At 63.1% G+C, this 11,854-nt stretch carries 12 protein-coding genes; 7 read left to right on the top strand and 5 right to left on the bottom strand.

Annotation, left to right across the window (positions count from 1 at the left end):
* Nucleotides 1-123 precede the first annotated feature (123 nt).
* Complete coding sequence (locus D7S89_RS22775) at nucleotides 124-1,221, top strand: NAD(P)H-dependent flavin oxidoreductase (RefSeq protein WP_121281139.1); 1,098 nt, start codon at nucleotides 124-126, stop codon at nucleotides 1,219-1,221.
* A 465-nt stretch (nucleotides 1,222-1,686) separates the two neighbouring features.
* The gene (locus D7S89_RS22770; RefSeq protein ID WP_121281196.1) at nucleotides 1,687-2,835 is read left to right on the top strand and encodes a branched-chain amino acid ABC transporter substrate-binding protein; all 1,149 of its coding nucleotides are present in this window, start codon (nucleotides 1,687-1,689) and stop codon (nucleotides 2,833-2,835) included.
* Between the two features lie 135 nt (nucleotides 2,836-2,970).
* Here the strand turns inward: D7S89_RS22770 and D7S89_RS22765 are convergent, their stop codons facing one another.
* Nucleotides 2,971-4,185, bottom strand: a complete 1,215-nt coding sequence (locus tag D7S89_RS22765) for an MFS transporter (protein WP_121281138.1) — start codon at nucleotides 4,183-4,185, stop codon at nucleotides 2,971-2,973.
* Nucleotides 4,186-4,328: 143 nt separating this feature from the next.
* Between D7S89_RS22765 and D7S89_RS22760 the strand changes: the two genes are divergently transcribed.
* The 3 genes from D7S89_RS22760 (at nucleotide 4,329) to D7S89_RS22750 (ending at nucleotide 7,218) form a co-directional block, all read left to right on the top strand.
* Nucleotides 4,329-5,006, top strand: a complete 678-nt coding sequence (locus D7S89_RS22760; RefSeq protein ID WP_121281137.1) for a HugZ family pyridoxamine 5'-phosphate oxidase — start codon at nucleotides 4,329-4,331, stop codon at nucleotides 5,004-5,006.
* Between the two features lie 389 nt (nucleotides 5,007-5,395).
* Nucleotides 5,396-5,695: an H-NS histone family protein gene (locus D7S89_RS22755; RefSeq protein WP_121281136.1), complete on the top strand. Its 300-nt coding sequence runs from the start codon at nucleotides 5,396-5,398 to the stop codon at nucleotides 5,693-5,695.
* Between the two features lie 326 nt (nucleotides 5,696-6,021).
* Nucleotides 6,022-7,218, top strand: coding sequence for a cation diffusion facilitator family transporter (locus D7S89_RS22750; protein ID WP_121281135.1), 1,197 nt, complete (start codon nucleotides 6,022-6,024; stop codon nucleotides 7,216-7,218).
* 14 nt (nucleotides 7,219-7,232) lie between these two features.
* Here the strand turns inward: D7S89_RS22750 and D7S89_RS22745 are convergent, their stop codons facing one another.
* The 3 genes from D7S89_RS22745 to D7S89_RS22735 form a co-directional block, all read right to left on the bottom strand.
* Nucleotides 7,233-7,691 carry an Lrp/AsnC family transcriptional regulator gene (locus tag D7S89_RS22745; RefSeq protein ID WP_121281195.1) on the bottom strand — a complete coding sequence of 153 codons (459 nt, stop codon included), beginning with the start codon at nucleotides 7,689-7,691 and terminating at the stop codon, nucleotides 7,233-7,235.
* Nucleotides 7,692-7,781: 90 nt separating this feature from the next.
* Entirely contained in the window at nucleotides 7,782-8,435 is a 654-nt protein-coding gene (locus D7S89_RS22740) for a 3'-5' exonuclease family protein (protein ID WP_121281134.1), read from the bottom strand.
* Entirely contained in the window at nucleotides 8,432-9,076 is a 645-nt protein-coding gene (locus tag D7S89_RS22735; protein ID WP_121281133.1) for an MBL fold metallo-hydrolase, read from the bottom strand. The genes D7S89_RS22740 and D7S89_RS22735 overlap by 4 nt, the downstream gene beginning before the upstream one ends.
* Nucleotides 9,077-9,730: 654 nt before the next feature.
* On the opposite strand from D7S89_RS22735, the gene D7S89_RS22730 reads away from it, so the two are divergent.
* A complete protein-coding gene (locus tag D7S89_RS22730; RefSeq protein ID WP_121281194.1) occupies nucleotides 9,731-10,291 on the top strand; it encodes a septal ring lytic transglycosylase RlpA family protein in 561 nt (186 codons plus the stop codon).
* A 75-nt stretch (nucleotides 10,292-10,366) separates the two neighbouring features.
* Here the strand turns inward: D7S89_RS22730 and rsmI are convergent, their stop codons facing one another.
* Entirely contained in the window at nucleotides 10,367-11,248 is an 882-nt protein-coding gene (gene rsmI, locus D7S89_RS22725) for a 16S rRNA (cytidine(1402)-2'-O)-methyltransferase (protein WP_121281132.1), read from the bottom strand.
* Nucleotides 11,249-11,285: 37 nt separating this feature from the next.
* On the opposite strand from rsmI, the gene D7S89_RS22720 reads away from it, so the two are divergent.
* Nucleotides 11,286-11,726 carry a YraN family protein gene (locus D7S89_RS22720; RefSeq protein ID WP_425470886.1) on the top strand — a complete coding sequence of 147 codons (441 nt, stop codon included), beginning with the start codon at nucleotides 11,286-11,288 and terminating at the stop codon, nucleotides 11,724-11,726.
* The last annotated feature ends 128 nt before the right edge of the window (nucleotides 11,727-11,854 follow it).

Raw genomic sequence — 11,854 nt, 5'->3', positions numbered from 1 at the left:
TCTCCAAGACGGATCGAATCGATCTCGATTATTCATTTTTCGTAGACGGCGCGCACGCGTAGAGTGGCCGCATGAGCCGGCGCCCATGCCGGTGCCACGCAATCTGCCGCGAGAGGGATTCCGATGCCGATGAACCGCCATGCCTCACCGTTTGCCGAACGTTTCGACCTGCGCTTGCCCGTCGTACAGGCGCCGATGGCCGGCGCGACGCCGCCTGCGCTGGTAGCCGCCGCCAGCAATGCCGGTGTGCTGGGCAGCCTGGGTGCGGCCAGCCTCACGCCCGAGAAGCTGGTGGCCGACGTCGCGGCGATCCGCTCGGCCACTTCGCGGCCGTTCGCCGTGAATCTGTTCGTACTGCCGCCCGCGGCGCCCGACGAAACGACCGTACGCCGCGCGCTCGAAGCGATCGATCCGATACGCGCCGAGCTCGGCCTGCCGGCCGGCCAGCCGCTCGAGCGCTACGCCCCGGATTTTCGGCAACAGCTCGACGCGCTGATCGAATTGCGCGTGCCCGTCGCGAGCTTCACGTTCGACGTGCTGTCCAAGGAGGACGTGGCGCGTCTGAAGGCAGCCGGGTGCTACGTGATCGGCACGGCCACCCACGTCGCGGAAGCGATTGCGTGGCGCGCTGCGGGGGCCGATGCCATATCGGCGCAAGGCGCCGAGGCGGGTGGGCACCGCGGCACGTTCATCGGCGAGTTCGAGCATGCGCTCGTCGGCACGATGGCGCTCGTGCCGCAGATCGTCGATGCGGTCGATATCCCGGTGCTCGCGGCGGGCGGGATCATGGACGGACGCGGCATTGCCGCAGCGCTTGCGCTCGGTGCGCAAGCCGCGCAACTGGGCACCGCGTTCCTCACTTGCGCCGAGAGCCCGATCCCCGAGGCCTGGAAGGCGCAATTGCTGGCGAGCGCCGATAACGCCACGGTCGTCACGCGAGCGATCACGGGCCGCTATGCGCGCGGCATCCGCAACGCGCTGATGGATCGGCTTGCCGCGCAGCCCGAGCGTATCGCCCCGTACCCGGTGCAGAACGCGCTCACGCAGGAGCTGCGGCAGGCGGCAGGGCGGGCTGGCCGTGGCGATTGCCTGTCGCTGTGGTCCGGGCAGGCCGCGCCGATTACTCGCAAGCGCGCAAACCCGACCACGACGGCCGAGCTCATCGACGCGCTCGATCGCGAATGGCGGGCCGCCACTGCACGTTTCGCCCCCCTCGCATGACACACCCGAACGTGACAGCCGACACGCCGCGCGCGTGCCACGCACGGGCATCAAGACAGCCTACCCTGGTCAAATAAATGGCCGCCATGGCAATGTCGGCTATTCGATCTATCGGGTAGCGGCCATCGGCGTGACAAGAAAACGACGCCCCATCAAATTAGTTCATTTCCCGGAAAGGCCCGCCAGACGGGCGTTTCCGGGAAACGGGATGCCTCTCTGCCGGTATTGCCGAGCATCCGACTATTAGTAGTCATCCCACTATCCCGAAAAAAAACCTAACTTTAATTTGTTGACCTACACTTGGGCGCAGCACGGGGCGCGGTTTGATACAACCTTGCCGTTTCGCGTGCGATACCAAGTGCACAACGATGCATCCGGCGTAGTCGTCCCCCGGATCGACACTACAAGACGAAAGCGGGGTAAATGGCGATGACGTCGTTTTTGGGACCGAAACTGGAGACTTATATGAATATCAAGATGCAAAAGCTGTTGCCGATCAGCGCGGCTGCAATGTTGTTCGCCACGATGGCAACGGGCGCCTTGGCCGACCAAGTCGTCAAGATCGGTCATGTCGCACCGTTGACGGGGGCCATCGCTCACCTCGGTAAGGACAACGAAAACGGCGCGCGCCTTGCCGTCGAAGAGATCAACAAGAAGGGTCTCACGATCGGCGGTCAGAAGATTACGCTGGAGCTCGACGCACAAGACGACGCGGCCGACCCGCGCCAAGCGACGCAAGTGGCGCAGAAGCTCGTCGACGACAAGGTCGTTGCGGTCGTGGGCCACTTGAATTCGGGTACGTCGATCCCGGCATCGAAGATTTATAGCGACGCGGGCATCGTGCAGATCTCGCCGTCGGCCACGAACCCGGCCTATACGCTGCAAGGCTTCAAGACGACGTTCCGCGTCGTGGCGACCGATGCGCAGCAAGGCCCGGCGCTGGCGAACTACGCTGTGAAGACCATGAAGATCAAGAGCGTGGCTGTCGTCGATGACGCGACCGCTTATGGTCAGGGTCTGGCGAACGAATTCGAAAAGACGGCCAAGTCGCTGGGCGTGAACGTCCTCTCGCACGACGCAACGAATGACAAGGCCGTGGACTTCCGCGCCATTCTGACGAAGATCAAGGGTGAGAATCCCGACGCGATCATGTACGGCGGCATGGACGCCACGGGCGGCCCGTTCGCCAAGCAGGCGAAGCAGCTGGGTGTGCGTGCGAAGATTCTCGCGGGTGATGGTGTTTGTACCGATCAGCTTGCCACGCTGGCTGGCGACGCTACCGACAATGTCGTCTGCTCGGAAGCGGGCCGCTCGCTCGAGAAGATGGGCAAGGCGGGTGAAGAGTTCCAGACGAAGTACAAGACGCGCTTCGGTGTGCCGATCCAGATCTACGCGCCGTTCACGTACGATGCCGTGTACATCATCGTCGACGCGATGAAGCGTGCGAACTCGACCGATCCGGCGAAGATCGTGGCTACGATGCCGAGCACGGACTACAAGGGCGTGATCGGCGAGACGACGTTCGACGAACATGGCGACCTGAAGCACGGCGTCATCTCGCTGTATAACTACAAGGCCGGCAAGAAATCGCTCCTCAACGAAGTCAGCATGTAAGAAGCAGGATTGCCTGCCGCCTCAGGCAGGTAGAGACCACGCGGCCGCTCCGGCAGCCGCGTGGCAGTGAAGGCGCGTACGCTTGTTTGTACAAGGCGTGCGCGCCTTTGTCATTTGGGGCGCCGTGTGTCCCTATCAAATCCCCAGCCGCTTCAATACCTTCGGCCCGATGATGGCCACGAGCGCGGCGCAAACGGCTACGACCGACAATCCGATCGGCAGATTCGTGGCTTGGGCGACACCGCCGATCATGACGGGCCCGAATAGCAGACCGACATAAGCGACGCCGGCCACGTGGGCGAGCCCCTCGGCCGCATGGATGCCCTTGACGCGCATGGCGGCCGCGAACAGCACCGGCATCATGTTCGCGAGACCGAGGCCCATCAGCGCGAAGCCGGCCAATGCGGTGAGCGAAAACGGCAGCGCGAGCGCGCCGATCATGCCGGCACACGCGATCGACGCACTGACGAACACGAGCTGCGCGGCGCCGAAGCGGGCCCGCACGGCGTCGCCGCCAAAACGGCCGGCCGCCATTGCGCCCGAGAACGCCGCATAGCCGGCGCTGGCGAATGCCGGCGTTGCCCGGACGACGTCGCGCATATAGACGGTTGCCCAGTCGTACATGGCGCCTTCCGCGATGAGCGCGATCAGCGCCACCGCACCGAGCGCCCACAGCACCGGCGAGCGCCAGCGGCTCGTGTTGGCATGCTGCGTCTGCGGATGTTCGTGGTGGGCAACGTGCGGCAGCACGGCAGGACAGGCGAAGGCCAGCACGAGCGCACTGACGACGGCCACGAGCGCGAGGTGCAGCGCCGGCGCCATGCCGTGCGACAACAGCAGGCCGCCAGCCGCCGCACCGGCCATGCCGCCGAGGCTGAACATGCCGTGCAGCGACGACATGATGGGGCGTCCCATCGCTTCCTCGACGGCGCTCGCCTCAGCGTTCATCGCGACATCGAGCGTGGCCATCCCGACGCCGAACGTCGCGAGCACGAGCAGCAACAGCCAATAGGTCGGCACGACGAGGATCAGCGTCGTACAGACCGACATGACGAGTCCGCCGACGAGACAGGCGCGCCGCGTGCCGACGCGCGCGATCCATTTCGCGTTGGTCGTCATCGCGGTGATCGAGCCGACCGTCATGGCGAACAGCGCGACCGACAGCCAGGCCGAATCGAGATGAAACTTGTCGCGCACCGTGGGTACGTGAACGCCCCATGTGGCGTAGGCCATCCCGGCCACGAAAAACAGCGCCATCGTGGCGTAGCGCGCACGTTGGCGCGCGTAAGCGGGCAAATCGCGATGGGCAGGGGGCACGAGCGAGGGCTCGGAGGACGAGGTATCTGACACGGAGGCGAAGCGAAAAGAGGGGGCGGAAGGCGCTGCGACGAACGGCGAACCGTTACGATTGAGCCAAAGCGCCGATTTTAGCGGAGCCGCTGGAGCGTTGCTCACGAGCTTGCCGAGCGCTTAAATCGGAGGATACGAAGCTCATGAATATTTCCGCGCAAGCGCCGCTTCATCTGTTGCACCGCAGCCCGGTCGGTACGCTGGCCACCCATTCGCGCGAGCCGCAAGGGTTTCCTTACCCAACCCTATTGCCGTTCGCGCCCGACGAGCGGCATCGACCGGTCATTCTCGTGAGCCGGCTGGCCGAACATACGCGCAACCTCGAAGCCGACTCGCGTGCGGGATTTCTCGTTGGGCACACGCAAGGCGACGAAGACGTGTTAAGTGGTGAACGTGTCACGATAATCGGACGCTTTACGTCCATCGAACCCGAACCGGCGCTTGTACGGCGCTATTTGCGGTATCACCCGGAAGCTGAACGTTATCTGGCGCTCGGCGATTTCTCGTTTCGCGTCATGCAATTAGAGCGGCTGCGTTATATCGGCGGCTTCGGCGCAATGGGCTGGATCGAGGGCAGCGAGCTCGATATGCTCGAACCGCTTGCGGAACAGGACGAACTGGCCGCGCTCGATTACTTCGCGCGGCATCCCGATCGCCCGGCCGACGTCGAGTTGGTTGGCGTCGATCGCTTCGGCGCCGATTTGAGACGGGGCATGGCACGTTTTCGTTGCATGTTTGAGGCACCCCAAGCCGATGTGACCGAATTGCTACACTCGCTCGGCGATTGCATTGTCCGACATGCCGATTGGCATTTCGGCTAACCGGGGTGGGAAAATACTGATTCAGTATCTACTTGCATCAACCCGGAGGGGGCCAATTGTCGTACCCGGCGCACAAACTTGTCACCGAATGAAAACTTCAATCGCGTGCGGACTTTTGGGTTTCATCGTTTGGCAGTTGCGGTGCGGCTATGCCGAGTGGTCTATGTCCAAATAGGGGCGGCCACGTAGATTGGGTAAATTGCCCTGGGGCATCGGTCACACTGAATGAACAAAGAATATCAAAGGCGCCGGGTTTAAAAATTTGTTATCGGGCTTTTCGTTCTCTTGGCTTTTGTGCTAACCTCGCTTCGAAATATCCGAGGCACCACGCATTCAAATGGCAAACCGGCATCAGACCAGTGCCATTTATCGAAACCACAAGGGAACGTATGTCTTCTTACAAGGAACTTCTCGCGCAACGAGAAAAGCTGGAGAAGCAGATCGAAGAGGCGAAGGCGCGCGAATACGCCGAAGTGCTGAACGAGATCAAACAAAAAATGGCCGACTACGGCATTACGCTGGCCGAGCTCGGCGGCGGCCGTGGCAAGCATGGCAAGGTAGGTCGTCCGCGCGCTGGCGTGGCGCCGAAATATCGCGATCCCGCGAGCGGTAATACCTGGTCGGGCCGCGGCAAGCCGCCGAAGTGGATTGCCGGTCAGAACCGCGATCAATTCCTGATTCAGAAGTAACGGCAATAGCGTGCATAGCAGCCCGCCACCGAGCGGGTTGCCGTAGCCCATGCCGACAAAAGCCGCGCACCCGAAAGGAGGCGCGGTTTTTATTTGTCTAATGAATATGCTGATTTGATCGGCTCGTAATAATGCGATGCGCGGGTCGATGTGCTGCGCTTAGTGCTCGGCCAGTGGGGTGCAGCGCCGCCAGGTAAGTGAAACGCGAATAGTTTGCGTTCTCATAACGCACTGATTTCAAAGAGAAAATTGTCTGATTCCGCAGCGCGGTTGCGACCGGCTTGGTAGAATCGAAGCATCCGAATTTCCACTCGAAGCGCTTCCCGATGCAATCCTCACTGAACGCCGAATCGGCCGAAAAACAGGCCGTCGCGCGCAAAACCACATTTGCCAGCGTCGTGCTGAACCTGCTGCTGATGACGCTGCAAATCGCCATCGGTCTATTCGCGAATTCGCAAGCCCTCGTGGCCGATGGCGTGCATTCACTTGCCGACCTCGTGTCGGATTTCATCGTGCTCGTTGCGAATCGCGCGAGCGCCGAGAAACCCGACGCCGATCACAATTACGGCCATCACCGCTACGAAACGGTCGCTTCGCTATTTCTCGGTGCGTTGCTCGTCCTCGTCGGCGTCGGCATGCTTTGGCGCGCCGGCATGCGTCTGGCTGACCTGGGCGGAATTCCTGCCGTGCACACGAGCGCGCTCGTGGTTGCCGTGCTCGTGCTCGTGTCCAAGGAGGCGCTGTTCCGCTATATGCTGCGCGAGGCGCAACGCGTTCGCTCGGCCATGTTGATTGCCAACGCATGGCATGCGCGTTCGGATGCGGCATCCTCGCTCGTGGTCGCGCTCGGTATCATCGGTAGTCTGGCCGGCGTGCGCCTGCTCGACCCGATCGCCGCTGCCATCGTGGGCTTTCTCGTGGCGCGGATGGGCTGGGTGTTCGGCTGGAATGCGCTGCAGGATCTCTCCGACCGCGCGCTCGACGAGGCCGCCACAGCCGACATCCGCACGCTGCTGCTGGCGACGCCGGGCGTGCGCGACGTGCACGAGTTGCGCACGCGCAAGATGGGCGACTTCGCGCTCGTCGACGCCCATATCCTCGTCGATTCGCTCATCTCGGTGTCGGAGGGGCACTACATCGCCGAGTCGGCACGCGCCCGCGTGTTGACCGACAAGCGCGTGCTCGATGCGCTGATTCACGTCGATCCCGAGAACGATGCTGTCGCGCATCCGCCTGCCCGTTTGCCGACGCGCTCTGCCGTCATCGCGCTCGTCGATGCCGAACTCGCCAAATACGGTCTGCGCTCGGCGGCGCTGAACGTGCATTACCTGAGTACCGGGCTCGACGTCGACATCACGCTGGCGGCCGATCCGCTTGCCGACCGCGAGCATGACGCCAATCTGGCGGGCCGTATCGATCTGGATGGATTGAGAGCGCGGCTCGGTGCGCGCAAGATTTCGCTGCAGCGCCTCGTCGATCCGGCCGGGGTTCGGGTGTCGGGGCACGCGACGCGTGCAGACTGACTGGGCTGGACGAATTACAGCGGCAGTTGTGTATCGAACTTGATCTCGCGCAGGACGACGCTCGTACGGACCTGCGCCACGGCGGGAATCTTGAAGATGCGCTCGTGCAGGAACGCATCGTAGGCCTTGATGTCGGGGGCGACGATCTTGAGGATGTAATCGGCCTCGCCGGTCGTGCTGTAGCACTCCGTCACTTCAGGACACGTGGCGATCTCACGTTCGAATTGTTCGACACCGCCTTCGGTGTGGCGCGTCAAATGGATGTGCGCCAGTGCGCAAACGTGCAGGCCAAGCTTTTCGCGGTCGAGCAGCGCGGTGTAGCGCTGGATCACCCCTGACTGCTCCATGTCCTTGATGCGACGCCAACAAGGCGTGCTAGACAGCCCGACCTGATCGGAAATCTCCTGCACCGAGCGGCGCGCGTCGAGCTGCAACAGGCGCAGGATTTTTTGAGAAAAGGTGTCGAGTGTCATCCGCGCCTCCGTTTCGGCCGCAACGTTTTTCAATATTAGTGGCGGAAGAAACAAAAGGCAATCGAACGGCCGTTCCGTGAGGGAGATTGCCTAATTTGGCGGGCTCTCGGCGTCGTTTCGTCCTGTGCCGTCTGCCTCAGCGTTTTCAGCCTTGGCGAGCGTCGCTGCCGTTTCGGCATAGGCCTTCTGCCGCTCGCGCAGATCTACGAGCATGTTGCAAAAGAGCGCGCCTTGTTCGATCGCGTCGTCGAGCGCGACGTGCGTATGCGGGTGATCGTCGAACCAGTGTTTCGGCAGGCGCGGCTTGATGCACTTGCGATAGGGCAGGCCTGTCATCGCGAACGCCAGCGTCTTGATGTCGAGCGCCGACCACGAGAACGGACAGCGGCCCGCGAAGCGCATCATGTACCAGAACATGAACGTGAAATCGAAGCCGGCCGGCATGCCTACGAAGACAGGTTTGCCGGGCAGGGCCTCGACCCACGCGACGTAGGCGACGAGCGCCTCTTCGGGCTTGCGCAAATCGGTGCGACAGGCGGCCCATGCTTCGGGCTGCGTTTTCCACCACGCTTCCTGCACCGGATGCGCCTGCGCGCCCGGCAGCGTGTCGAGGTTGGCCGAAAACGTGCCGATCAGCTTTTTATCCTCGGTGTAGGCCGCCGACGCGAAGCTCAGCATCGAGTGCGGGCCCGGGATGGGGCCATCGGCCTCGATGTCGGTGCTGACATAGATTTCGGCCGTCACGCGTCGACTCCATCTGATACATAAGGATTGGTACGCCGCTCTTCGCCGAATGTCGAAGTGGGGCCGTGGCCCGGCACGAACGTGATGTCGTCGCCGAGCGGCCACAGCTTTTCGCGGATCGAGCGGATCAGGTCGGCGTGGTTACCGCGCGGGAAGTCGGTGCGACCGATCGAGCCCGCGAACAGCACATCGCCCACGATCGCGAGCCGATGGCGCGTGCTCACGAACACGACGTGGCCCGGCGTATGACCCGGGCAGTGGTAGACGTCGAGTGTCTCCTCCCCGAATTGCACGGTGTCGCCGTCCTCGAGCCAGCGGTCGGGCTCGAATGCTTGCGCCGGCGGAAAGCCGAAGCGCGTGCTTTGCGTGGGCAACTGGTCGATCCAGAAGCGCTCGTCGCGGTGCGGGCCTTCGATCGGCACGCCGTAGCGCTCGGCGAGCGTCTTGGCGCCCGCACAGTGATCGATGTGACCGTGCGTGAGCAAAATCTTCTCGACGGTAACGGATTCATTTGCAACGGCGCGCTCGATCAGCTCGAGGTCGCCGCCGGGATCGGTGATGGCCGCCCGGCGCGTCGCTTCGCAGATGAGCAGCGAGCAGTTTTGCTGGAACGGCGTAACGGGAATGATGAATGCTTTCATCGCTGTACAGCGCTGGAAAAACGTTGATTGTACCGGTGGCCTGGAAGCCGCGCCGCTCTGCCGTTTGGCTAGGCAAGAGCCCATGTAATCGTCTAACCAATGCGCATTGTTGCGTTCATAGTGAGAAACAATGGCAAATCCGAGGTGGCGGGCGGGATTGCCACGCGACTTTGCTATAATGCGCGACACTGTGCGCGGTGAGACCGCGCCGCCAATTGATGATCCTGCCGCTCACGTCCTTGCGGCTCGATCGTTGTCTTGATGACGGCCGGTTGTTTGGCGGTCATTTTCCGCGTCGATGCCGTTCGACGCACACGTCTTGCCCAGCCAGGCGCCGCGCGCCTGTCATGCTGCCGCCGGCAGCTGCTGCTGGGTGAGCCAACGCCGCCGTTCCTCGTGCCTTCGGGCGCGCAAGAACGTGTTTTGTTGCCATGTTCGATGGCGGCGTGTGGGGTCTGGCCAAACTGACGGGGCAGTTACGCCAGACGTGAATACCAACCGGGCTGAATGCGACCGAGTGTGGTCGCACCCGAGTGCCGCTTCGTGCCGTTCGCTTGCTGCGAACGAAAGCGCGTGACGCTGCTCGGTAGCCAGAGTCGTACGTCCATGTTGTTGCTTGAACGTCGCGGCTCGACACTGTGGCATGCACGTCATATGAACAAACGATTCCGTCGATATCTCGGAACTTTCTTTACCGTCGCCGTGCTCGGAGGTTGTGCGCTGCCGTCGACGCAGACGAACACCGCCAGCGCGGTACCTGCTAATGCGGCGGGTGCGCCGCTGGGCTTCGAGGTCGCGAACAAGCCGCTCGCGAACGCCGAGCCGATCGACCCGAAGATTCCCGATGTCTCGAATTTCAAGCAGACGGGGCGGGCATCGTGGTACGGCAAGCGCTTCGCCGGCCGTCGCACCGCCAACGGCGAGCGCTTCGACATGAACGCGATGACGGCCGCGCACAAGACGCTGCCGCTCGCGTCGTACGTGCGCGTGACGAACACGACCAACCAGAAGTCTGTGATCGTGCGGGTCAACGATCGGGGGCCGTACGTGCGTGGGCGCGTGATCGACCTGTCCTACGCCGCGGGGCGCAAGCTCGGCCTGCAACATGTGGGCACGGCGCGCGTGCGCATCGAGGGCCTCACACCGCAGGAAGCGATGGCCGCGCGTGCGGAACTGGTGGCTGACGCCAACTTGCCGAAAACGTCGCAGCCTTGACCCGTTGACCGCGACGAGGCGTATCGCTGAATGAAGAAGGGCTGCCAGTGTGAACTGAGCAGCCCTTTTGCTTTTTTAGGCGTCCTTCTTTAGCGTGAGCGCTCGCGCATAAAGCGCATCGCGCGCTACGCCGGTGATTGCGGCGGCCACGCGTGCCGTCGCGCTGACCGGCATCTCCTCCAGCAGCATCGACAGCAGTGCGTCGTGCGCGCTCGCATCTCCGCCGGCCTCAGCCGGTGCTGCCCCTTCAACGACAAGCACGAACTCCCCACGCTGACGGTTCGCGTCTTCGGCGAGCCACGTTGGCCCTTCGGCCAGGGTGCAGCGGTGCACGCTCTCATGTAGCTTCGTCAGTTCGCGTGCGATCAGCAGATGTCGTGTGTTGCCGAGCGCATCGGCGAGTGCTTGCACCGTCTCGATGATGCGATGAGGCGCCTCGTAGAACACCATTGCATGCGGATGGGCGGCGAGCGACTGCAGATAGGTCGCGCGTTGCTTGGTCTTGGTCGGCAAGAAGCCGAGGAACGTGAACGTGCTCGCCCAGTCACCGGCGATCGATAGCGCCGTCGTGGCCGCACTTGCACCCGGCAGTGCAATGACCGGCAGGCCCGCGTCGCGCACGGCATCGACGAGTTTGGCGCCAGGGTCGGAGATGCCGGGTGTGCCGGCGTCCGACACGTAAGCGATGCGTTCGCCAGCTTGCAAGTGCTCGACGATGCGCGCGGCGGCCGTGCGTTCGTTGTGTTCGTGCACGGCCACGAGCGGCTTCGAAATGCCGTAGCGGCTCAGCAGTTGCGAGGTGTTGCGCGTGTCCTCGGCGGCGATGCGCTCGACGAGGCCCAGCACGTGCAGCGCGCGCAGCGTGATGTCGGCGGTGTTGCCGATCGGCGTCGCCACGATGTATAGCGCGCCGGTCGGATAGTGCTGCTTGTGCGCGAGTTCGAGGAGGTCGGACATGAAGCGAAAGATGCGGGCTGCGAAAGCAAGGGTGCCATTGTGCCATGCGCCGGGTAGCGCGCTGTCGGCGGCGGTTAAGCGCACGGCAGGTGCGGACAACCTTTTGGGGCGCGTTGCGTCGAAGCGTGTCGTCGGGGCCGCTTTCGAGGCGAGGGCGCTCGATTTCTTGAGGCGGCAACGCCTGCGGTTCGTTGCCCGCAACGTCGTGTGCCGCGGCGGCGAGATCGATCTTGTCATGCGCGATTGCGACGGTGCGCTCGTCTTCGTCGAGGTGCGTGCACGCGCAGCGGGTCGCTTTGGGGGAGCGCTCGCGAGCATCGGCGCACACAAGCAGGCGCGGCTCGTGCGGGCTGCGCTCGAGTTTCTCGTGAGGTGTGGCGATGGGGCGAGTCCGTGCCGCTTTGACGTCATCGCCTTCGACGGCGTGCATGTCGTGTGGCTGCGCGACGCGTTTCGCGCCGACGACGTCTACGTTTAGTGAAGCAGCAGCAACAACCTGTAGCAAAAGTGCCGTGCTGCGCGAAGCGAGTACGGTAAACTTGCGCGCTAAACGTAATAGCAGCAATCACGGCGGCAACGGCGCTCGCTCGCTTGCTTGCTGCGAGG

This window comes from Trinickia fusca (genome assembly GCF_003628145.1).
GTDB classification, from domain to species: domain Bacteria; phylum Pseudomonadota; class Gammaproteobacteria; order Burkholderiales; family Burkholderiaceae; genus Trinickia; species Trinickia fusca.
Note: the sequence above shows the minus strand (reverse complement) of the source record. Positions and strands in the feature narration are given on the sequence as shown.